At 64.6% G+C, this 21,746-nt stretch carries 23 protein-coding genes; 8 read left to right on the top strand and 15 right to left on the bottom strand.

The features are described from left to right. Positions 1–62 precede the first annotated feature (62 nt). From BRPE64_RS02955 to BRPE64_RS31815, 11 genes are all read right to left on the bottom strand, one after another. A complete protein-coding gene (locus BRPE64_RS02955) occupies positions 63–572 on the bottom strand; it encodes a hypothetical protein (protein WP_144063311.1) in 510 nt (169 codons plus the stop codon). Positions 573–713: 141 nt separating this feature from the next. Next, positions 714–1,196 carry a hypothetical protein gene (locus tag BRPE64_RS31825; protein WP_144063310.1) on the bottom strand — a complete coding sequence of 161 codons (483 nt, stop codon included), beginning with the start codon at positions 1,194–1,196 and terminating at the stop codon, positions 714–716. 421 nt (positions 1,197–1,617) lie between these two features. Beyond that, positions 1,618–2,130, bottom strand: coding sequence for a hypothetical protein (locus BRPE64_RS02945; protein ID WP_016344535.1), 513 nt, complete (start codon positions 2,128–2,130; stop codon positions 1,618–1,620). After that, the gene (locus BRPE64_RS31820; protein WP_016344534.1) at positions 2,127–4,943 is read right to left on the bottom strand and encodes a toprim domain-containing protein; all 2,817 of its coding nucleotides are present in this window, start codon (positions 4,941–4,943) and stop codon (positions 2,127–2,129) included. Before BRPE64_RS31820 ends, BRPE64_RS02945 begins: the two co-directional genes overlap by 4 nt. Further along, entirely contained in the window at positions 4,940–5,173 is a 234-nt protein-coding gene (locus BRPE64_RS02935; protein ID WP_016344533.1) for a hypothetical protein, read from the bottom strand. Before BRPE64_RS02935 ends, BRPE64_RS31820 begins: the two co-directional genes overlap by 4 nt. After that, positions 5,166–5,585, bottom strand: coding sequence for a hypothetical protein (locus tag BRPE64_RS02930; protein ID WP_016344532.1), 420 nt, complete (start codon positions 5,583–5,585; stop codon positions 5,166–5,168). Before BRPE64_RS02930 ends, BRPE64_RS02935 begins: the two co-directional genes overlap by 8 nt. Further along, on the bottom strand, positions 5,578–6,546 hold the full coding sequence (locus BRPE64_RS33355; protein ID WP_162472044.1) for a hypothetical protein: 969 nt from the start codon (positions 6,544–6,546) through the stop codon (positions 5,578–5,580). Before BRPE64_RS33355 ends, BRPE64_RS02930 begins: the two co-directional genes overlap by 8 nt. Further along, complete coding sequence (locus tag BRPE64_RS32205; protein WP_044041172.1) at positions 6,543–6,773, bottom strand: helix-turn-helix domain-containing protein; 231 nt, start codon at positions 6,771–6,773, stop codon at positions 6,543–6,545. The genes BRPE64_RS33355 and BRPE64_RS32205 overlap by 4 nt, the downstream gene beginning before the upstream one ends. Next, positions 6,770–7,492, bottom strand: coding sequence for a Rha family transcriptional regulator (locus BRPE64_RS02915; RefSeq protein ID WP_016344528.1), 723 nt, complete (start codon positions 7,490–7,492; stop codon positions 6,770–6,772). The genes BRPE64_RS32205 and BRPE64_RS02915 overlap by 4 nt, the downstream gene beginning before the upstream one ends. After that, positions 7,492–7,761, bottom strand: a complete 270-nt coding sequence (locus tag BRPE64_RS02910; protein ID WP_044041907.1) for a helix-turn-helix transcriptional regulator — start codon at positions 7,759–7,761, stop codon at positions 7,492–7,494. Before BRPE64_RS02910 ends, BRPE64_RS02915 begins: the two co-directional genes overlap by 1 nt. 110 nt (positions 7,762–7,871) lie before the next feature. Further along, complete coding sequence (locus BRPE64_RS31815; protein WP_016344526.1) at positions 7,872–8,753, bottom strand: hypothetical protein; 882 nt, start codon at positions 8,751–8,753, stop codon at positions 7,872–7,874. Positions 8,754–9,476: 723 nt separating this feature from the next. Between BRPE64_RS31815 and BRPE64_RS31810 the strand changes: the two genes are divergently transcribed. The 5 genes from BRPE64_RS31810 (at position 9,477) to BRPE64_RS33400 (ending at position 14,974) form a co-directional block, all read left to right on the top strand. Next, a complete protein-coding gene (locus BRPE64_RS31810; RefSeq protein WP_051180278.1) occupies positions 9,477–11,747 on the top strand; it encodes a hypothetical protein in 2,271 nt (756 codons plus the stop codon). Between the two features lie 118 nt (positions 11,748–11,865). Beyond that, complete coding sequence (locus BRPE64_RS02890) at positions 11,866–12,963, top strand: TIGR03118 family protein (RefSeq protein WP_044041171.1); 1,098 nt, start codon at positions 11,866–11,868, stop codon at positions 12,961–12,963. A 76-nt stretch (positions 12,964–13,039) separates the two neighbouring features. Next, the gene (locus BRPE64_RS02885) at positions 13,040–13,753 is read left to right on the top strand and encodes a pseudouridine synthase (RefSeq protein WP_016344520.1); all 714 of its coding nucleotides are present in this window, start codon (positions 13,040–13,042) and stop codon (positions 13,751–13,753) included. An 81-nt stretch (positions 13,754–13,834) separates the two neighbouring features. After that, a complete protein-coding gene (locus BRPE64_RS02880; RefSeq protein WP_016344519.1) occupies positions 13,835–14,674 on the top strand; it encodes an alpha/beta hydrolase in 840 nt (279 codons plus the stop codon). Positions 14,675–14,797: 123 nt separating this feature from the next. Next, entirely contained in the window at positions 14,798–14,974 is a 177-nt protein-coding gene (locus BRPE64_RS33400) for a hypothetical protein (protein ID WP_016344518.1), read from the top strand. Here BRPE64_RS33400 and BRPE64_RS02870 read toward each other — a convergent pair. Beyond that, positions 14,971–16,002 carry an NAD-dependent epimerase/dehydratase family protein gene (locus tag BRPE64_RS02870; RefSeq protein WP_044041170.1) on the bottom strand — a complete coding sequence of 344 codons (1,032 nt, stop codon included), beginning with the start codon at positions 16,000–16,002 and terminating at the stop codon, positions 14,971–14,973. The genes BRPE64_RS33400 and BRPE64_RS02870 overlap by 4 nt on opposite strands. A gap of 87 nt (positions 16,003–16,089) precedes the next feature. Between BRPE64_RS02870 and BRPE64_RS02865 the strand changes: the two genes are divergently transcribed. The 3 genes from BRPE64_RS02865 to BRPE64_RS02855 all read left to right on the top strand — a co-directional run bounded on the left by BRPE64_RS02865 (position 16,090) and on the right by BRPE64_RS02855 (position 19,001). Further along, positions 16,090–17,121, top strand: coding sequence for a CDP-6-deoxy-delta-3,4-glucoseen reductase (locus BRPE64_RS02865; protein ID WP_016344515.1), 1,032 nt, complete (start codon positions 16,090–16,092; stop codon positions 17,119–17,121). A gap of 273 nt (positions 17,122–17,394) precedes the next feature. Further along, positions 17,395–18,579: an acetylornithine transaminase gene (locus BRPE64_RS02860; protein ID WP_044041169.1), complete on the top strand. Its 1,185-nt coding sequence runs from the start codon at positions 17,395–17,397 to the stop codon at positions 18,577–18,579. After that, the gene (locus tag BRPE64_RS02855; RefSeq protein ID WP_016344513.1) at positions 18,576–19,001 is read left to right on the top strand and encodes a GNAT family acetyltransferase; all 426 of its coding nucleotides are present in this window, start codon (positions 18,576–18,578) and stop codon (positions 18,999–19,001) included. Before BRPE64_RS02860 ends, BRPE64_RS02855 begins: the two co-directional genes overlap by 4 nt. A gap of 53 nt (positions 19,002–19,054) precedes the next feature. Here the strand turns inward: BRPE64_RS02855 and BRPE64_RS02850 are convergent, their stop codons facing one another. The 3 genes from BRPE64_RS02850 to BRPE64_RS02840 are packed head-to-tail and all read right to left on the bottom strand — an operon-like array spanning position 19,055 to position 21,740. Beyond that, complete coding sequence (locus BRPE64_RS02850; protein WP_144063363.1) at positions 19,055–19,759, bottom strand: ABC transporter ATP-binding protein; 705 nt, start codon at positions 19,757–19,759, stop codon at positions 19,055–19,057. An 18-nt stretch (positions 19,760–19,777) separates the two neighbouring features. Then, positions 19,778–20,554 carry an ABC transporter ATP-binding protein gene (locus BRPE64_RS02845; RefSeq protein WP_016344511.1) on the bottom strand — a complete coding sequence of 259 codons (777 nt, stop codon included), beginning with the start codon at positions 20,552–20,554 and terminating at the stop codon, positions 19,778–19,780. A gap of 16 nt (positions 20,555–20,570) precedes the next feature. After that, a complete protein-coding gene (locus tag BRPE64_RS02840; RefSeq protein WP_016344510.1) occupies positions 20,571–21,740 on the bottom strand; it encodes an ABC transporter permease subunit in 1,170 nt (389 codons plus the stop codon). Positions 21,741–21,746: the final 6 nt, after the last annotated feature.

Raw genomic sequence — 21,746 nt, 5'->3', positions numbered from 1 at the left:
TTAACGTTCGGTGTCGCGTTCGCCAGCTCAACATTTCTCAGCGGTATTCGCGCGTGCGCCGACTAGGGCAAGCGGCTTTCATGCTGTCGCGCGATCTCCCTGCGTGTTTCATCGTCGTGCAACAACTCTGCCCGGTCTTTGTCGCTCATCGCAGTAAGGTCAAGCTGCAGCGCGTGAACGTCAGCAAGCGTTGCAGCCATGCTCTCGAGCGGTTGTCTGTCGGAGCTTTCGGCTAGGCCGGCGACTGCCTGATGCAGTTGCCACCACTTTGCTTTCGCTTGATGAATCTCGTCATTTAAGGCCTGCCACGCACCGGAGTTTCCTCGTCCTTGGGCCGCGAGCACCGCACGCCTCGAATCCAGCGCACGCTGCAGCAAGTCAGGTAATGCGAAGCTCGTGTGGCTAGCTGTAACGATAGCCTTATCTAAATCCAGCCGCATCTCGACTTCTCTGACCCACTTCGTTCGATGCAATGCGATGAGAGCCATAATCGTTCCGGCGATGCCGGTTACCGTCCCGACTATCCCCGTCAGCACTCCGATTGTCACAGGCCAATCGATTCCTGCTGCCATATTCCGCCCTTTTTGAGTGAGACGCGTGCAAGCATATCCCGTTCTTGAATGCGGTCTGCGTAACGCGCAGTTGAACGGAGTGCCTGAACGAGTGACCGCACGACTGCTTAGTTATGCATTCAGTCGCGCCGCTGAAAAATGTCACCACCCGAGGAGGCGTCGCGCCGCCGCTATGAACGCTGCTTCACGGGCGTCCTCGACACGGATGAGCTCGTCTATGAGCCGTTTGCGCGTGGCGTTAGTCATTCGCTTGCCTGTTCGCAAACGCCTCTCCACCTTTCCCTGCTTGCGCCACATGCGGCCGATCAGATCCTCGGACTGGCTCGGATAGGCGAGCCGGAAGCACTGACGGCAGGCGACTTGCCGCGACAAGTACAGCAGCGCCACGCGCCGCCGACAGCACGGACATTCGAACCACGCGCGCGCGCCGCCGTAGTTGCAAGGCGTTTCGAGCAGCGCGATACGCTGCTCGACGGGCTTGCCGTTGATCGCATATTCGAGCGTAACCGCGCGTTCGTGTGTGCGAACGTCAATCCGTGATGCCGGGTTGCCTTCGTCGTCCGTCCACTGCCAGCCGAAGGACAAGCTCGGGCGCAACAGGTTTTCCCGTTGCAGTCGCCGCACGTCGATCGATCGGAGCTGTCGCGTCTGCGGTCTCGTTCGCGGCCTGCCCGCGTTGATCCTCGTTCCGCCGCGCATTGGGCCTCCACAGAATACGAAATCATCAAACGGAAAAGCCGCGCCGGTGCAGACTCATCGACCACTGAACGCGGACTCTGGTGGGCGTTTCAGTGCGGAGTAACCCGCGCCGACTTGCTACTTTTCATGCTGCCGTAAAACCTCGGTTTCCGTGGTAACCGCACTAAGAACCTGTGGTGGTAACTGCAACCGTCAGCACTCAAATATTCCGCGCACCGTTCTTTTTATAGACGGTAAAAACCCCGGTTTCCGTGCGTACCTGAGTGCGTACTTCTGAGGTGCGCACCAGCGCCTCAGCCTTATCCCGTATGCGTTTGGCAAGTTGCACGGCGCGCCGCTCAGAACGCTATGCACCACCGTGCCGACCAGCTCCGCGCGCGAGCGGATACCCTCGATTCGTCAGATCGTCGCACGCGCGCCATGCGCGCCGACGCGGCAGGAACCGCGCTTCGCTCTCGGCGTTGTGGTCAGACACGCGTTCACGGAAGTGCGCCAGATTGGGCAGCAGATCGCACAGCGGACCGCGCATCGCCCGCGACAGGATTTCGTCGCGATACGTGGCCGGCCAGTCTTCCCAATCCGCCAAGTCCTCGATCGCCTCGGCCAGCTCGGCACGCATCCGCACCACATCAGCCGATGACAAATACGGCCCCCACGGCAGATACGCGCCGCCGTCCGGGTCGATCAGCGCGCCGCCCGCCGCGTTCAGGATCGCCATGATCTCGGGCTTGTATTCGGCGATATCGGGTTTGATCGCGGCGAGTGCTTCGGCGGGACCGCGCATGTTGATCAGATCGCCCTTAATGCGCAGGCTAACGCCGAGCGCCCGCGCCTTGCTCAGAACCTGTGCAACGCTCATACATCAGCCTCCGGGTCGTCTGCGCCATCAACATTGCAATTTCCTTTCGATATATCTTCTCCGCAATGTTGCTGCATGAGGTGATGTTCACCATGTTCACCAAGTACACCCGATGCAACTGAACCGGCGTCGTCGTGGTGAACATGGTGTACTTGGTGAACTTCATCTCGCGTACCAACATCGCCGGAAGACATACCCGGGTCGCTGACTCGCCGCAGCGAGCAGGCGTAACCCTGTCTGCCGCGCCGCTCGCTCGCCCACGCCGCAATGCCGATCTGGCGCAATGCGGGCGCGAGTCGCCGGAAGGCGTCCCCCATGCCCTTGGCTGACTTCGGCCACGATTCCGCGTCTTGCCGGAAACCCGCCAGCACTTCGTGCAAGCGACCAATCGTGCCTTCGAACCCGCCGGGATTCGCGTCGAGATACGCCAGCATCGCCATTGCGACGGGCGAGGCCTCCAGCGTGCGGTGTACGCTCTCGCGCCGGCGCTCCTCATAGTCGAGCAGGAACGCACCGGCGAGCTTGCCGTGCGCACGATAGACCGCCTCGCCGAGCTGCGCAAAGTCGGCCATGCGCGGCAGCTTCAGCGGCTCCATGCGCACGGTTTGAAGCTCTGCAAGCGCGCGCGTCAGCAGGTCGAGCAGTCCGCCGAAGATCGCACCGCGATGCAGCTCGAACGCCTGTTGAATCTGGTTCGCGGTTGCGCGCGCCTCGATGGTCGGCAAGTCGATATGCAGCGCCCGGTCGGACAAGTCTTGCGCCGTCACGATCACCGCGATCCCGTTCAGCGCGATGGGCTTTTTCAGATCGAGCACGGTTTCATCCGTGTTCGTGAACAGCCGGCGCGTGGAGTAGCCGCCGCCCGTCGCCAGCACACAGAGCGCGTCCTGATACGCGGCGGGCAGATGCGACAGATTCTCGAAGCTCATCAGGTGCGCATTCTGCGCGGCCACGAAAACATCATCGACGTTCTTCGGCGCGGCCCGGTTGTTCGAACGGTTCGGGTCGATCAGCTCGCGTAGGTAATGCTGAGTCGTGGACTTCGCCGAACCCTGTTCGCCGGTCAGCTCAAGCACCGCGTAGGGCGTCGCGCTGCGGAAACACTCCAGCATCCACGTCAGCACCAACAGCCGATCACCTTCCGGGATGTTCACGATCTCCCATAGCGGCGCGACGCTGCCGCCCGCGACAGGCGACGGCAGCGCGCGCATGGTCGCCGTGCGGATGAAATGCAGCGGCGGCGCGTCAACGACTCGCCAGCCCGTCGCGGTGACTTCCACGGCTTGCCATGCGTCATTGCACAGGTCGATCCAGACCGCGCCCTCCAGACTCGCCACGCGCAGATGCGTGCGCCGCTCGTCGCCGTCGAACTTCGCCTTGCCCTCGATGGTGGCCAGTGCTGTTGTGATCGCGAGATCGGTTGGCGCGCGGCCGTGCTGCTGATAGAAGCTGTACGCCAGCCATTCACGGAACCCGTCACTGCGCACCGGCCAGCATTGCCGATGTCCGCCGCCGTCGAGCAGAGCGTAAGCCATGCGGTCAGGATCGCGGAACAGCTCGCACCGTTCGTCCGCCAGCTCGATCAGCAGATCCGCGACGGATTTTTCGTCAGCCGTGTTCACGTCGCTGCGCATTTGCCGCTCAAGCTCGCCAATCGGTACGTCGCGGCACTCGCGGCGGATGCGGGCGCGCACGCGCGCATACTCGGCGGGATGATCGGCGCGCAGATCGCGCAACGTGCCGACTACCTCGAACAGCGCGCCCGCGTCGCCGTCCGCCGTGCGCACGATCGCAGCCTGAACAATCCTTAACATCGCGGCGGCGGGCGGCTCTGCATCGGTCGGCGTCGGCGTGTCGCTCGCCGCTCCCGCGTTCGCGCGCATCGGCCCGCTGCTGGCGGCGCGCTCAACGATTGCGCGCACCGCCTCCAATCCGGCGAGCGCGTGCAGGTCGTTGAAGTCGGTCGCGCCGTTCGGGCGGTTCTCGCCGAACACAGGCACGGCAAGCGCGCCGCCGACCGCTTGCGCGGCCTCCGTTGCCTTCGTCAGCCCCGGATTGCCGTCTGTCCGATGGTCATCGTCGGCCAGCAGCACGATGCGCGCGCCGGGCAGTTTCGCCCGCCATGCGCCTGCCACGGCCAGCAGGTTCCCCGCATTGAACGCGCATACGACCGGCGCACGCGTAGCCATGAACGCGCTCGCGCACGTTGCGAACCCTTCGCCGATCAACAGCACGCCGTCCGCGCCCGGCTCGCCGCCGAACTGGAACGAGCATTCCGCCACTTCGCCGCCGGTCTTGAACCGCTTCACGCCGTCCGCGCCGATGAACTGGACGTTCACCAGATCGCCGGCGGCGTTGTGGATCGGCGCGATCAGCGTTCGCTTGTCGTGGAACTCCTTCAGACCGAACGGCTTGATGCCCTTGCGCGTGCAGTAGGGGTTATCGGCCGTCGCCGGGCGCGCGCGGTCCCACAGTGCGCGCGCCGCCTGGGCGGCGTCCGTACGCACACGGATGCGCTCCGCCTCAATGTGCGCGCGCCGCTTGGCGATTCGCTCGGTCATCAGGTATTGGTCGGCCAGAGAGCGAGCCGCCTTGCCGCGCCATTTCCGGCGAAGGTCCGTTTTCCAGCAGCCGAATTCGCCGCCGCCGATGCCGTCCGCATAGAGCACATACCAGCCGCTTTTCTTGCCCGGCCGATCCTCCGGGCCGTCGATGCGATGCAACTCGCCGTCCGCGATGATCTCGGCCGCGGGAAAGCCCGCCGCCGTCAGCGCGCCGGCGAACTCCGTTTCGATGTTCGGAACGTCGCTCATTGCGCCTCCGTCAGCGTGGGCGACAGCCCGCCGCCGCCGATCAATAAATGGACGACGTGCAGCCGTTTGTTCAACAGCTCTACGGCATCCGATACCAGCACGCAGAAGTCCGCCGCGTCGAGTTCCACGCCGCTCAGTTGAAGCGCGGCCACGGCGCTGAGCGCGTGCGCACCGTTGGCCGCTTCCTCGATCCGGCGTAGCGCCTTATCGCGCGAAAGGTCGTTAGCCATGCTCTGCCTCCGCTGAGGAGTCCTTAGCCTTGCGGCCACGCCGAGAGACGGAGGGGGCGTGCGCTTCGTCTGCGGCGCTTTCTGCGCGCATGTCCGCCCACCGCGCAAGACGCTCGATGTCGCCTTGTAACAGCTCGCATACGGCCGCGCCGAGTGGCATGAAATTGTCGATCGAGTCGAAAGAAAATGGCGGAGCCACGTCGTCGCCGTCGTCGCGGTCTTCGTAGTTCAGGCGCTGCGTTTCGTTGTTGCGCAGCAGGCTGAACAGCTCATGCAGGCCGCGCGTGACGCCGTGAACGCGTTCAAGGCTGTGCATGAAAGGCGCGGAGCAAATCGCGCCGCGATATGCGGCGTCCGTTGCGTCCTTGCTGAAAATGTTCAGGCCGGCCGTGTCGGTCAGGAAGTCAGCCATGCGACACCTCGACCGGTTCGCCGACAGCGGCGCGCGCGGTTCGCGCAATGTCCTCGAGCGCGCCGAAGACAGCCACCTGTTCCAGCGTGTCAAGCTGAGAGAATGCCGTTGCGACTTCTTCAGTTGCCATCAATCCGAGCAGGGCAGTAAGGCCCGTCAGGGCGAGTGTGGCTCGGTCAATCGCGGGTGTGTCGATTGCGTGACGCTTATCCATGAAGCACCTCCGCGCGGGCGAGTTCGCCGAGCTGGCGCAGTGCGTCGCCGGTAATGTCGAGCGCATCGAAGACGGTCGGCGCGGTTGCGGCGGCGCGTAATGCGTGCTGGATGATTTCGAGCTGGATAGGGGATTGCGTTTGCTCAGGGCGAGCGGGGGCGTGGCGCATGGTGCGGCCTCCTCGGGTAGTTTGAAAACCCGGCGGCCGCTGTCAAACGGGGTGGCCGGGCGCAAGGCGGAGTTGACAGACCGGATACCCGAGGAAACCGGCGAGCGCGAGCGCTCCTCCACCAAGGCCCGACCATTGAAATCGGTGCGCAGTGTACGGACGCAAAAAAACCGCTCGTCGGCGGTTGTCATCCGCCTCAGGTATTTCCCGGCTGTCACCCCGGTTCGCTGTTGTCGCAGCGAAAGATCAGGATAGCGGCGGGCGGTTCCGAGCGTCAACGTGGCGTCCGTGAATGCGACATTTTGCGCCAGATTTTCTATGCGCTCGGGGGGAACAGTTAACGTCGCGCAGCGTTCTTGCAACAGCGCATCGTCCACGGCGAGGTGTTTTCGCGATCCCTCGATGTACTTGGTGAACTTGGTGTACTTCACTTCATGTACGAACATTCTGGCGAAGATATGTCGTAAGTATTCTGTACCTGAATGAAACGAATTTGAAAGCAAGTTCGCACATGCGCCATGCGGAGAGGCCTCGGCGTACATGTGCGGCCGAACTATGCGGCGAGTGCAGATGGTCATTGCGAAACCTCCAGCGAGTACAGGCCGACGCGATGCCGCTCGCCTTGTTCGGTCGTGCGCCAAACCCACGATGTGACGATGGAGTGCCCGGCTTCACGCAGCTCGAACACCCGGCGAGGGACGTGCAGAATGTCGAGCTTGCGGTAGGCGTGAACGGTATCGACCGGTCCACGTTTTAGCGCACGAAGCAGGCGCGCGCGTTGTGCGGCTGCGGAGTTCCCCTTCACTGCACACCTCCCGTCAGGCGCGGATCGGCGCGCAGCGTCACCGCGTAGGCGGAAAGCAGCGCCTTGCGCTCTGCGTAGGTCTTGCCCGCGCCGATCAGCGCGGCGTCGCGTACTTCAACGCGCGTCAGGATGCGCAGCTCGGCGGCGCTCAATGCGTCGCGGTCGAGCGGCCCGAACACGCCGGAAAACGCTTCGTTGACCAGTCTCGCCTCGTTGGCGTAGTGGTACGGCTTCGTCGCCTTCCCTTCGGCCTCGCGATGGATCATCAGCATCTCGGACAGGATGCTGTAGTGGCTGGCGGCGTCGCGACGGGCGGCAAGGCGATCGGGGGCCGAGCGGGCTGACGCCTCGCGGCGCAGGGAGAGAAAGGCATCGACCAGGCGAACCTGCCCGGCGCGGCTGTTGCGTCCGCCGATGAACGGCATGGCGATCAATGCACCGCGTTCGTCCAGCTCGATCATGCGTTGCTGACGGTTCCACTCGTCGGTGTATGAGGTCTCCTCGAAATTGGGGCGACCTACCGTACCGTCCGCTATGAGCGAATCGAGCGCGCGCAGCACATGATCGTGGCGGCGCCCAAACTCGCGCGCAATCGTCAGGCTATCCGTGACTGGCTTTCCGTCGTGCAAGTGAACGAGCGCAGTATCATGGGCCGTGGTCGTCGGGGTCGCGTTCTTGCAAGGGGCGCGGCCCTTTTGCATTGTGGTCGTCGTCGGCATTACGCGGCCTCCGTGTCGGCGGCGCGGTAGTTCACCGGGTCAGCGAGCCAACGATGAATTTCGCGGTTCGGCCACGCGGCGCAACGCTGAGAAAGATGAACGCGTTTTGGAAAACGGCCTTCGAGTTCGCGCAAGCGGACCCATTCACGCGAGCCGGGGATAATCTTTTTCAGCGTGGGCCAGCGTGAATACCCGTCAGCCGGGAGTGCTTCAGGAGCTGGGAGCGGCGCGCCTCCGATTGGTTGCGCGGTTGTTGCCTTGAGTGCCATGCTGCCCTCCTTGGGCGTTTGTTGCATGGCTCGCAGCGTAGGCGGTGGGTAAGGCGACGGGGAATACCGTCTTACCGTCTGCAAATACCGTCAGGGGATACCGTCGCCTTCTAAGGGCTCTTCGGTCGCCTATCCTTTGCCCGGATTTCATCGGGCCGAATCAGAGCCGCGAACGCTTGACCATTGCGGGAAGGCTGGCCGTCTTTCTGTGGCGCATTTCCAAGACGTTCATCGATCTCGCGCGCAACGTTGGCGGATTTCGGCGGGGCATCGCTGCGATATTCCGTCCAGTGTGCCCGCATCACATCGAAAACCGTCTTCATGCCCTTGGTGACATGTGGAAGGGTGACGGTTACCCCTGCTGTCGGCGATGCGGGGAAGGCGGCGACGCCGTTCACGTTTATATCGACCGCCCGCTGTTCCGCTTTTTGTTCCAGCTTCCGCTCCATCGCTTCAAGTTGCGCACTCGCCAGCACCGAGTTGCGCACGATTGTGCGCTCCAGCCGGTCGATCTCGCGGTTCTTGCCGACCAAGCGCTCAGATAGCCTCGCGACCTCTGACCGAAGGCGCTGGACCTCTGCCCCCAAAGGCTCATTGATTATCTGGTGTTGCTGTTGCGCGGTTGGTCGGACCTCGCAGGGAGTACGACGCGCAATGCTCCGAACGTGGTCGATGATCGTTTCGTAATCGCTCGGCAGCAAGCGCCAGTCGTCCCATCCGGACGGGTCGTTCTCCCCTTTTCCCGATGCGAAATCAGAACAGCCGAGCTGCGTCATCATGTAATCGCGATTTTCCTTCTTCGACAGCGGAAACCACAGCCCCTTGTATTCGTCGCAGTCTAGGTACAAGTCGAGTTCCAACTGCCTGAAGAGTTGCTCGACCACGTTCACGGCGGCCGGTCGACTGATACCTAGAATCCTTTGCACTTCAGACCAAGCATCGATGACTTTCTTCAATTCACGTCCGAGAACCGCTTGAGACAGATCCATCATTGCGCCCCTCTTCACGCAACCCCTTGCGAAGAACCGCGCCAGCCGGGCAAGGGAACCCGGTTTTCGATTGGCCGATCTAGGCGCGGCGTGCTGCTCGTTGTCGTTATGAGGCAACGATTGCGAAGAATTGTAATTCTGTTTGCGCGACGTGGGCCTTAGGAATTCGCGACTGCGCGCTGTGGATAACCAGGGCAGCGCTCCATGTGTGGGGGCATATTTGGGGGCACAAATTGGATGAACCGAATCAAAAGCCCCGGCCGATAAGGCTTTTCGGGCGATATTTCATTCCGGCCCTGGCACCAAGATTTTTCAGAAAAAGCCGCTCCGTCGTGAGCGGCTTTTTTGCGTTCGGGCCGCGCGGTTTTGGGCGCGAAACGAAGTCTTGTCGCGCCTCGGTCGGGTCTGGCGCACTCGTCGAAATACATAGTAGGCCGAATCTCCCCCGCTCCGGGACTCGCCGGTACACCCAAACACCCGCCGCATCCCCCTTCCCGTAAGCGTTTCCCCTAATCGCTTCGTTACGCGAATGTGCGCAATCGCGTAGACGCGTTTCGCTGCGAGCAGCAAAAATAGGCCTCCGATCGGCATCGAGAACCCCGGCGCGCGGAGCATCAACGAGGATGCTCGCCCGCGCAGTGGCCGCATTTCGGGTTGCTTAGGACTTTCCGATGCCGTGACGCGCTCGCGCGACGCGTCGAGCCATAACTCGAAGATGGGTGCGACATGAATCGAACCGAATACTCGCTGTCGCTCGACTCCGTAATCTGCCACCGCTGCAACACCGTTTCCCGGGTCGAGGAAGACACCTGCCCATCCTGCGGCGCGGATCGCCAGGGCGCGATCCTCACCTCGGCGGCCGAACTCGCAGCGGCTGCGGCCCCCGTCGCCGCCGCTGGCGCTGCTGCTGCCGCCACGCCGGAGCAACTCGACATCGTCGATCTGCGCGACTCCAACTGGCTCAAGCGCGTCGTGCGCCGCCGGATGGTGACGTCCTATCCGAGTCTGGCCGAGCCGGGCGACGAGCCGCAAGCGCCGTCGCGCGGGCCGGCACGCAGCGCGATCGCGGTGCTGGTCGGCGGCGTGTTCGCGGGACTCGCGGCAGGCGGGTATTGGTATGTTCATTCCGGCGACGATGCCGACACGTCGACATCCCGCCCGGCGATCAGCGCGGCAGGGCCGATCCACGACAGCGCAGCGGATGCGGGCGCGGCCAGCGACGCCCGCCACGCTTCGCTGACGCGCGCCAAACCGGAAGCAGCGAGCCCGCAGGCCGGGGTGGCGGCGGCGAAGGACGGGCGTGAGCCGGAAGCGTCGAAATCGGGCGCGGCGCAAGCGGGCGGACAGGCCATCGCGGGTGCCGCCTCGCAAGCCGCCATAGCGATCGCGGCCAAGCCGAACGCATCCAACGTTCCCGTCGCGCCGCGAACGACCGCTGAAGCGGTGCAGTCGCGTGTCGTTCAAACCGCGCCGACGCCGTCGCGCATGGCGGCGGCGAGCGCGCCTGTACCGAATTCGGCGACGACGACGAGTGCGCTTGCGGCTGCCGCCATCGCAAAACCGCCGGTGCAGACGGCGTCCGCGAGCGTCGTCGCTGCTGCGGCGGCGCCTTCCGTATCGACGAAGGCGGCCGCGTCGAGCAGCGCGAGCGGTCCGGTCGTCGCGGCGGCGCCTTCGATGTCGACGAAACCGGCCGCGCCAGCGTCGCAAGTGGCATCGCGTGAAGTGCCGACGGTCGCCAACACCGCCGCCATCAAAGCGCCGGCGGCAGGCGTCAGCGCACCCGCATCCGTGCCGCTCGCGGCAGCCTCGCCGTCGAACTCTGTGCCATCGCGCGGCGCAACTGGATCGATTGCGACGCCCGCCGCGCCGCAGGCCACCGCCGTGCAGGACAAGTCACGCATCGCTGCCACGAACGCGATCGCATCGGCCGCTCCGAGCACGCCGCCCGCCACGCCGCAGCCCGCAACCGCGCAGGACAAACCACGCATCGCTGCGACGAGCGCGGGCATATCGACCGGACCGAGCACGCCGACCACTGCGCCGCAGTCCGCAACCGCGCAGGAAAAGTCACGCAGTGCGGCGACGAACACAATCGCATCGACCGGCCCGAGCACGCCGCCTGCCGCGCCGCAGTCCGCAACCGCGCAGGACAAACCACGCATCGCTGCGACGAACGCGATTGCATCGACCGGACCGAGCACGCCGCCTGCCGCGCCACAGTCCGCAACCCCGCAGGACAAGCCACGCAACACTGCGACGAACGCGATCGCATCGACTGCACCGCCAGCCGCACCACAGTCCACAACCACGCAAGACAAACCACGCGCCTCTGCAACGAACGCAATCGCAGCGACCGGATCGAGCACGCAGCCCACCACGCCGCAACGCACACCCGCACAAGACAAGCCCCGCGTCGCGACCACCACGCCCCCCACAACAACCGCATCGATCGAAAAACCCACCGCCCCCGCCCTTCACCCGGCCCCGGAACCCCTGCCCCCTTCCGTCGCGCGCAACATCGCCGCGGTCCAGCAAGCGCTCGCCACCCGCGACCTCGCATCCGCGCGACGCCACATGCGCACGCTCGCCGCGAACCAGCCGCGCAGTCCGGAGATCCAGCAGCTTGCAGCCGATTTGTCCCGCCAGGAACGCGCACGCGACAGCGCAATCGCCGGCGCCCGCTCCTGCGCCGCGAGCAAGGAGCCGACGTGCGCATTGCGCAACGCGCGCCGCGCCGTCGCGCTCGATCCGCGCAACGGACAAGCGCAGTCGAGCTTGCGTCAGGCGCTCTCCGTGCAGAACGAGACCAACACCGAATACTTCCGCCAGGCCAGCGGCATTCCGAAACCAGTCGTTCCCACGATGACCTTCGACGGTCGCTGGAGCATGGCCGGACGACACGCCGCGACGCCCGCCGAGGACGATTCAACGCATACGTCGACCGTCAGCTGGGGCGTGCCGACCGTATCGAAGGGACGCGGCGACGCGCACTGAGCCGCGCAACGATCGGGAGGATTGCCAACGGAATAAGCCTTTGCCCCCATCCGTTTAGAGGTGACGAACGAACAAACTGACGGCGGGCGCAACGCGCCGCGCCAGAGGAGTCACCATCATGCAGAACGGATTGTGGAGGCGCGCAGTGGTCTGTGCCGCCGCGCTCGCCGCATTGACCGGCCTCGCCTCGTGCGGCGGCGGCTCTAACGACAACATGCCCGCGGCGACGCGCTTCAAGATGTCGATCGTCGTGTCCGACGGCGCGATCCCCGCACCGCATACCGATCCGAATCTCAAGAACGGCTGGGGCGTCGCGTTCAATCCGAACGGCTTCGTCTGGGTCGCCAACAACGGCTCGCAGACGGCCACGCTCTACGACGGCAACGGCGTCGTCCAGTCGCTCGTCGTCGCGATTCCGCCGACAGCGAAGGGCCCGGCCAATCCGACCGGCATCGTGTTCAACAAAGGACCGGATCTCCTGCTCGCGCGCAACGGCAAATCCGGCGTCGCGGCATTCCTCTTCGCGGGCGAAGGCGGCTCGATCACCGCGTGGGCGCCCGCCGTCGACATGACGCATGCATTCACCGTCGTCGATTCGAGCGCGTCCGGCGCCATCTACAAAGGCCTCGCGATCGCGACGACCGCCTCGGGCGGGCATCGCCTGTACGCGAGCGACTTCCACAACAATAAGATCGATGTCTTTGACGGCACCTACACGAAGCTCGTCGTGCCGGGCGGCTTTCGAGACACGCAGATTCCCGCGGGCTTCGCGCCCTTCGGCATTCAGGCGATCGGCGCGAAGATCTACGTCACCTACGCGAAGCAGGACAGCGACGCCGAAGACGACGTGCCGGGCGCGGGCCAGGGCTTCGTCGACGTCTTCGACCTCGACGGCAACCTCACGCAGCGCCTTGCGCCGAACGGTCCGCTCAACGCGCCGTGGGGCGTCGCGCAGGCGCCGGGCAACTTCGGCACGTTCAGCAACGATATCCTCGTCGGCAATTTCGGCGACGGCACCATCAACGCGTTCGATCCGAACAGCGGCGCGTTCGTCGGCCAGTTGCTGAACGCGGACGGCACGCCGCTCGTGCAGCGCGGGCTGTGGGGCATCGCGTTCGGCAACAACCTGAGCGCGCAGCCGTCGAACACGCTGTTCTTCGCCGCCGGGCCGAACTTCGAAGCCGATGGCGTCTACGGCCGCATCGACATGCAATGAGACCGCCGGATGGGCGCGGCCTGAAAAGCTGAAAGCGCGGCTTGCTAGAATGCGCGCTTCAACTTCGCCCCATCCGATGGACCTCGAAACCCTCCTCTTCTCCCAAGGCTTCGGGTCGCGCCGCCAGTGCCGCGGCATCCTGACCGAAGGCCGCGTGCGCATCGCGGGCGTCGTGCGCGACGATCCCCGCGACGTCGTTCCCGTCACGCCCGCGCTCGAATTCGACGTCGACGAGCAACGCTGGACGTATCGCGAGAAGGCCTACCTCGTGCTCAACAAGCCCGCGGGCTACGAGTGCTCGCGCGATCCGCAGCATCATTTGAGCGTGTTTCATCTGCTGCCGCCGCAGCTTATCGAGCGCGGCGTGCAGGCAGTCGGCCGGCTGGATCAGGACACGACCGGCCTGCTCCTGCTCTCCGACGACGGCGCCTTCGTCCACGCATTCACCTCGCCCAAGCGCAAGGTGCCGAAGGTGTATCTCGCGACCGTGCGCCATCCGCTCGACGACGCCCAACTCACGAAACTGCGCGACGGCGTGCTGCTGCACGGCGAAACGAAGCCGAGCGCCGCGCTCGCGGCGGTTGCGCGCGATGAGCGTCTGCTCGAACTTACCGTGCTCGAGGGCAAGTACCATCAGGTGAAACGCATGGTGGCGGCCTCGGGCAACCGGGTGGAGAAACTGCATCGCGAGCGCGTCGGCGGTTATGCTTTGCCGGAGTCGCTCGCAGAAGGCGCCTGGCGCTGGCTCGACGACGCCGATCTCGCCGCGCTGCGCGACACGTCGACCTGAGCGCCGCTCATCCGGCACGCATCCGACACGCAACCGCCGCATATCCGCTGTTTTCGCTTCTCATCGAAAGTCGAGGACATCATGCCCATCCCGGCGAGACGGCGGTTTATTTCCCTGACGCTCGCGGCCTGCGCGGCCGGGCTCGCCGCGTCCCGCACGCATGCGCAGGACGACGAACGCGCCGACGGCCTCGCCTACGGCACGCTGCCCCGCCAACGGCTCGACGTGTACGCGCCCGACCTGCGCCCGGGCGCCGCGCGGCCAGTCGTCGTGTATTTCTACGGCGGAAGCTGGCAGGCGGGAGAACGCGCCGACGCGCACGGCATCGGCGAGACGCTGGCTGAGCACGGCATCGTGACCGTCGCGCCGGATTACCGCGTGTTTCCGGACACCATCTTTCCCGGTTTCGTCGACGACGCCGCCGCGGCCGTACGCTGGACGCGCGATCACGCGCGCGAGTTCGGCGCGGATCCCGGCCGCATCGTCGTGATGGGGCATTCCGCGGGCGCGCACATCGCGGCGCTCGTCGCCACCGATCCGCGCTATCTGGCCGCGCACGGCATGTCGAAGGCGTCGCTTGCCGGGATGATCGGGCTCGCGGGCCCTTATGCGGCAATTCCGCCGCGCGAGCCGCACATGGCCGAGATCTTTCCGGCGACGCTGCGCGGGCGCACGCTCCCGATCGATTTCGTCACCGGCAACGAGCCGCCGATGCTGCTCGCCACCGGCACGGCGGACACGGTCGTCGATCCGCGCAACAGCGAGCGCTTCGCCGACGCGTTGCGCGCCCGCGACGATTCCGTCGAACTGAAGACGTATCCGGGATACGGCCACGGCCAGATCGTCGATGCGATTTCGGCGTCCCGGCGTGACCCGTCGCCGGTTCTCGCGGATGTCATCGCGTTCATCGGCGCGCATTGAGCAGGCAAATCGGTGTAAGCCCTTAACCCGCGGCGCTGCGGCGCAGCATGCCTTCCTCGATCCGCACTCATATACTGAGCTTACGGATACCAAAAATGACTATCAAAAAAGCAGGAGGGCATCATGGTCTCCCACTCGGCCGCCGCATTGATCGCGTTCGTCGCTCTGAGCGCCGTCCTCATCGGGGTATTGGCAGTCGTCATGCACGTGCGCCACAAGTATTCGCCGAATCTGATCGGCGCTTTGATCGGCGCGCTGATGTGCTTCGTCCTGCTGGAGACGATCCCGGCGCTGATCTAGCGCGGCGCGTGCGTGCGCAGAAAGTCGTCGACGGTCGGATGCCGCAGCTCGTAACGCAACTCGCGCTTCAGGCGCGTGTTGGCGAGCCGTCGCGATTCGCGCATGAACGAAAGCGTGACCGGCTCGAGACGCTCCTCCGCTTCCTGCCGCGAAATGCGCGGCACGCGCGGCATGCCGAAGGCATCGGCCACGCGGTCGAAGTAATCCGCCATGCGCAAATCCGTGTCGTCCGATGCGTTGAACACGCGCTGCGGCCGTCCGCGCAAAAGCGCGCGCACGAGAATCGCCGCGAGATCGTCGGCGTGAATGTGATTCGTGTAGACGTCGTCGGCCTCCACCAGCGCGGGCATGCCCTTTTCGATGCGCGCGAGCGGCAGCCGGTTGGCCGCGTAAATGCCCGGAATCCGCACGATCGACACCCGCCAGCCGCTTTGCACGCCCGCCGCGCGCAACTGCCGTTCCGCCGATACGCGCCGCCGCGCGCGCTCGTTTTCCGGGCGCGCCGGCCGCGTTTCGTCGATCCACGCGCCGCCGCAGTCGCCATAGACGCCGCTCGTGCTCGCATAGACGAAGCGCAAGGGCAAGGGCAAGTGCCAAGCGCGGCGCCCCCGACGCTTCGTGGCTCCGTTGGGGGTGTCGGGTACAATGAAAGCCGTTTTTCCGGGCCGATTGGTTGCTCGCCAGCGGCTTTGCATGCCGCGCGCGGGCGAGCGGCGCGGGCGTCGGAGCGCCGCAATCAACGCGCGCGTGCGGCTGTCCGAGTCGCCATCGCGGGGCGGCGGCGCCAGATGCAGCACGGTGCGTGCGAGGCCCGCGAGCCGTCCGAGACTGCGGCGCCGGTCGAGATCGCCGGAAACGGGCGCTGCGCCCGCCGCGCGCAATTCGCCCGCGCGCTCAGGATGATGCGTCAGCGCGATCACGCGGGGCGCGGCGGCCCGGGCTTCAAAGAGCGGCAGCGCGCGCATGCCGACATCGCCGCATCCGACGATCAGAACACGCGCGCGGCGAAGGTTTCGAGTGGCGATCATCCGGGCATTCTAGCCGTCGCCTGAAACAAGCGCGCGGCGCGGCAAGAGACAACTCGAGACAACCCCACACATCGCAGAAATCGATCTATGGCTTTCAACGTAACGCTCCGGCAAAGCGGCCGGCAGTTTCAAGTAGAACCCGACGAACCCGTGCTGACCGCGGCGCTGCGCCAGGGCATCGGCCTGCCGTACGGCTGCAAGAACGGCGCGTGCGGCTCCTGCAAGGGCACGGTCGTGAGCGGTGAAGTCGAGCAGGCGCCGCATTCGTCGTCGGCGTTGTCGAACGATGAAAAGACCCGCGGCCTCGCCCTCTTCTGCTGCGCGACCGCGCAGACCGATCTGGAAATCGACGTGCGCGAAGTCGCGGGCGTCGGCGACGTGCAGGTGAAAAAGCTGCCGTGCCGCGTGAACGCGCTCGCCCGCCGCGCCGACGATGTCATCGAACTCAAGCTGCAACTGCCCGCCAACGAGCGCCTGCAATACCTCGCGGGGCAGTACATCGAGTTCATTCTGAAAGACGGCAAACGCCGCAGCTATTCGATGGCGAGCCCGCCGCATCACGAAGGCCCGCTCGAACTGCATATCCGTCACATGCCCGGCGGCACGTTTACGGATCACGTTTTCGGCGCGATGAAAGAGCGCGACATCCTGCGCTTCGAAGGCCCGCTCGGCACGTTCTTCCTGCGCGACGAATCGGACAAGCCTATCGTGCTGCTCGCATCGGGCACGGGCTTCGCGCCGATCAAGGCGATCATCGAGCATGCGGTCTTCAAGAATCTGAACCGGCCGATGACGCTCTACTGGGGCGGCCGCCGCAAAAAAGACCTGTACATGATGGAGCTCGCCGAGCAATGGGCGCGCGAAGTGCCGAACTTCAGGTTCGTGCCGGTGCTCTCCGAACCCGATGCCGACGACCAGTGGACCGGCCGCACGGGCTTCGTTCATCGCGCTGTCATCGAGGATCTGCCAGACTTGAGCGCCTATCAGGTGTACGCGTGCGGCGCGCCTGTCATGGTGGAATCGGCGCAGCGCGACTTCACGCAGCATCATCGCCTGCCGGAGGACGAGTTCTACGCGGATTCGTTCACGAGCGCCGCAGATCTCGCGCACCCGGTCTAAACCGCTTGAAACCTGCACGCGGACAAAAAATCCGCGTGCCCGGTTTACAGGCGGGAACGTCATAACGTATCCTTCGCGAATGATCAGAATCCTGAACGCACTTCGACGTCGCCGCTCGCCGCTCCCCTAGGGATGCCGCTGGCTCGTTACGCATTTGCGCGCTTGGTTCGGTTTGTTCGAAGCGTCGAAATGAAGCCACGGAAATCCGTGGCTTTTGTTTTTTCCGCGCCGTTTTCCATTTTTTCGCTTTAAGCCTTCGTGGAGCCCGCTGTCATGAATTTCAATGAGTACCCCGTTGATTCGCTGATGTACATCACGAACCGTCCCGAGATCGTGTTCACGCATGGCAAGGGTTCCTGGCTCTACGACAACACGGGCAAGCGCTATCTCGACTTCATCCAAGGCTGGGCCGTCAATTCGCTCGGCCACTGCAACGAAGGCATGATCGAGGCGCTGGAGAAGCAGGCGCGCACGTTGATCAACCCGTCGCCGGCGTTTTACAACGGGCCGATGGCGCAGCTCGCGGGCCTGCTCACCGCGAACAGCTGCTTCGACCGCGTGTTTTTCGCCAACAGCGGCGCCGAAGCGAACGAAGGCGCGATCAAGCTCGCGCGCAAGTGGGGCAGGAAGTTCAGGAACGGCGCGTACGAGATCATCACCTTCGATCACAGCTTCCACGGCCGCACGCTCGCGACGATGTCGGCAAGCGGCAAGCCCGGCTGGGACACGATCTACGCGCCACAGGTGCCGGGCTTCCCGAAGGCCGATCTGAACGACATCGCGTCGGTGGAAGCGCTGATCGGCGAGAAGACCGTCGCCGTGATGCTGGAGCCGATTCAGGGCGAAGGCGGCGTGATTCCCGCGACGCGCGAATTCATGCAGCAACTGCGCGCGCTGACGAAGAAGCACAACCTGCTGCTGATCGTCGATGAAGTGCAGAGCGGCTGCGGCCGCGCGGGGACGCTCTTCGCGTACGAACTCTCGGGCATCGAGCCGGACATCATGACGCTCGGCAAGGGCATCGGCGGCGGCGTGCCGCTCGCGGCGCTACTGTCGAAAACGGATGTCGCGTGCTTCGAAGCGGGCGATCAGGGCGGCACCTACAACGGCAATCCGCTGATGACGGCGGTGGGTCACTCGGTGATCTCGCAGCTCGTGGCGCCGGGCTTTCTCGAAAGCGTGCGCGAGAAAGGCGACTATCTGAAGCAGGAACTGCTGAAGCTGTCGGCGGAGCGCGGCTTCAAGGGCGAGCGCGGCGAAGGTCTCTTGCGCGCGTTGCTGCTCGACAGCGACAAGGGTCCGCAGATCGTCGAGAAAGCGCGTCTGATGCAGCCGGACGGCCTGCTGCTCAACGCCGCGCGCCCGAACCTGCTGCGCTTCATGCCGGCGCTCAACGTGACGAAGGACGAGATCGACCAGATGATGACGATGCTGCGGTCGGTGCTCGATTCGCTGTGATCATCCGCACGTTCGAGGCACGCGATCGCGACGCCGTGATCGCCCTGTGGCGCGAGGTGTTTCCGGAGTACGCGGATGCATCGCGGCCGCAGCGCGACCCGGCGCTCTCGATCGACAACAAGATGAAGACGCAGCCGGAGTTGTTCTTCGTCGGCGTGGCGGAGGGCGAGGTGATCGGCACGGTCATGGCCGGCTACGACGGGCATCGCGGATGGGTGTATTCGCTCGCGGTCGCGCCTTCGCATCGCGGGCACGGCCACGGCAGCGCGTTGATGCGGCATGCGGAAGGCGCGCTCGCGCAGCTCGGATGCCCGAAGCTGAATCTGCAGATCCTCGCGGTGAAAACCGGGCTTCGGGCCTTCTATGAAAAGCTCGGGTACCGGATGGATGAAGTCGTGAGTCTCGGCAAACGCCTCAATTGAAAAAACCGGCTGTCACGCGAGCGACAGCCGGTTTTTTGCAACACGATGCCGCTTTATTCGCCCAGATAAGCCGCGCGAACCTTCGGATCGTCGAGCATGATCTTCGCGTCGCCGGACATGGTGACCGTGCCAGAATCCATCACGTAGCCGCGATTGGCCGCCTGCAACGCGAGCCGCGCGTTCTGCTCCACGAGCAGCACCGTCAGCCCTTCCGACGAAATCTCGCGCACCACTTCGAAGATCTTCTCGACCATGATCGGCGAGAGACCCATCGACGGTTCATCGAGCAAGAGCAGCTTCGGACGCGAGAGCAGCGCGCGCGCCATGGCCAGCATCTGCTGTTCGCCGCCCGAGAGCGTGCCCGCATACTGCGACGCACGTTCCTTCAGGCGCGGAAAGAAGCCGAACATGCGCTCGGTGTCCTTCTGTATGGCGTCCGTGTCGTTGCGCAGATACGCGCCCATCTGCATGTTTTCGAGAATCGACATGCGCGCGAAAATGCCGCGGCCTTCCGGCACCATCGCGAGGCCGCGCTTCAACAACTCATGCGTCGGCACGCCCTTGATCGACTGGCCCATGTACTCGATATCGCCGCCCGAGAACGGCTTGAGACCGGTGATGGCCTTCATCGTCGTGGTCTTGCCCGCGCCGTTCGCGCCGATCAGCGTGACCAGTTCGCCCTGCCCGACTTCCAGATCGACACCCTTCACCGCCTGGATGCCGCCGTAATTCACCTGCAGACCCTTGACCTTCAACATCGCGCTTGTGGTCGCCATTTAGTGCACCCCCGCACCCAGATATGCCTCGATCACCTTCGGGTCCTTCTGCACGTCCTGCGGCAGACCCTCGGCGATCACCTTGCCGTAATCGAGCACCGTCATGCGGTTGCACAATCCCATCACGAGTTTCACGTCGTGTTCGATCAGAAGAATCGTCTTGCCGTCCGCGCGGATCTTGTCGAGCAGACGCGTCAGTTCGACCTTCTCCGTCGCGTTCATGCCGGCGGCCGGTTCGTCGAGCGCGAGCAGCTTCGGGTCGGTGGCGAGTGCGCGCGCGATTTCCAGACGACGCTGGTGGCCGTACGACAGATTGCGCGACGTATAGTCCGCGTACTGCAGCACGCCGACGTATTCGAGCAGCTCCAGCGCGCGCTCCTTGATCTCGCGCTCTTCACGACGCTCGCCGGGCGTCTGGAACACCGCGCCGATCAGTCCATGCTTCGTGCGCACGTGCCGTCCGACCATCACGTTTTCCAGCGCGGTCATGCCGCCGAACAGACGGATGTTCTGGAACGTGCGCGCGATGCCCGCCTTCGCCACCTGATACACGGCGGTCGGCGTGTAGGCCTGGCCGTCGAGTTTGAACTCGCCCGAATCCGGCGTGTAGAGACCGGTGATCACGTTGAAGAATGTCGTCTTGCCGGCGCCGTTCGGGCCGATCAAACCGTAGATCGTGCCTTCTTCGATCTGCAGACCCACATCCGACAATGCCTGCAAGCCGCCGAAGCGCTTGTTCACGCCCTTGACGGACAGTCGCGTTTGTTTTTCGCTCATGTTCTGAATCTCCGCCTTATGCGCGCACCGGCTTCTTGCCGTTGCGCTTCGCGATCTTCGCGATCTTGTCTTCGTGTTTCGCGGCGGGCCACAGGCCTTCCGAGCGATACAGCATGATCAGCACCATCGCCAGACCGTAGAGCAACTGGCGGATGACTTCGGTATCCACGATCTGATGGCCGAAGATAGCGTTCTGCAGCGGACCCATGGTCGAGCGCAGGAATTCGGGGAACACGGCGAGCAGCACCGCGCCGAGAATCACGCCGGGGATGTGGCCCATGCCGCCCAGCACCACGCACGCCAGCACGACGATCGATTCCCAGAACGTGAACGATTCCGGCGACACGAAGCCCTGGAACGCGCCGAACATCGCACCCGACAGGCCGCCGAACGATGCGCCCATCGCGAACGCGAGCAGCTTCACGTTACGGGTGTTGATGCCCATCGCCTTGGCGGCGATTTCGTCTTCGCGGATCGCGGCCCACGCGCGGCCGATACGCGAGTGCTGCAGACGCGTACACACCCAGATCACGAACAGCGCGCACAGCACGAACAGGTAGTAATACATGTACACCGACGGGAACTTCATGCCGAAGAACTCGTGCGTCTGCGACAGGTTGAAGCCCAGCACCGTCACCGGATCGATGCCCGTGATGCCCTTCGGACCGTTCGTGATGTTGATCGGACGATCGAGGTTGTTCATGAAGATCCGGACGATTTCCCCGAAACCCAGCGTCACGATCGCGAGGTAGTCGCCGCGCAGACGCAGCGTCGGTGCGCCGAGCAGCACGCCGAAGGTGGCCGCGAGCGCCATCGCGCAGGGCACGATGAGAAGGAACGGCACGTGCAGGCCGCCGGGCGCCAGGTGCGCGATCCATTCGAACTGGGAGGTCAGCTGCGGCGAGGACAGCAAGGCCGCCACATAAGCGCCGACCGCATAGAACGCGATGTAGCCCAAATCGAGCAGGCCGGCGAAGCCGACCACCACGTTGAGGCCGAGCGCGAGCATCACGTACAGCATCGCGAAGTCGAGCACGCGGACCCAGTAGTTGCCGCCTGCCGCGCCGATCACCATCGGCGCCGCGATCACGAGGACAGCGGTGATGACGCCGACGACCAGCGTCTTCGTCGTGTTTTTCTCGGGGATGAGCGTCGTGGACGGCTCAATCGGTTGAATCGATGTCATTTTTCT

Source organism: Caballeronia insecticola (genome assembly GCF_000402035.1).
In the GTDB taxonomy this organism is placed as follows: domain Bacteria; phylum Pseudomonadota; class Gammaproteobacteria; order Burkholderiales; family Burkholderiaceae; genus Caballeronia; species Caballeronia insecticola.
The sequence above is the reverse complement of the archived record's forward strand: the minus strand, read 5'-3'. Positions and strand labels throughout refer to the sequence as shown.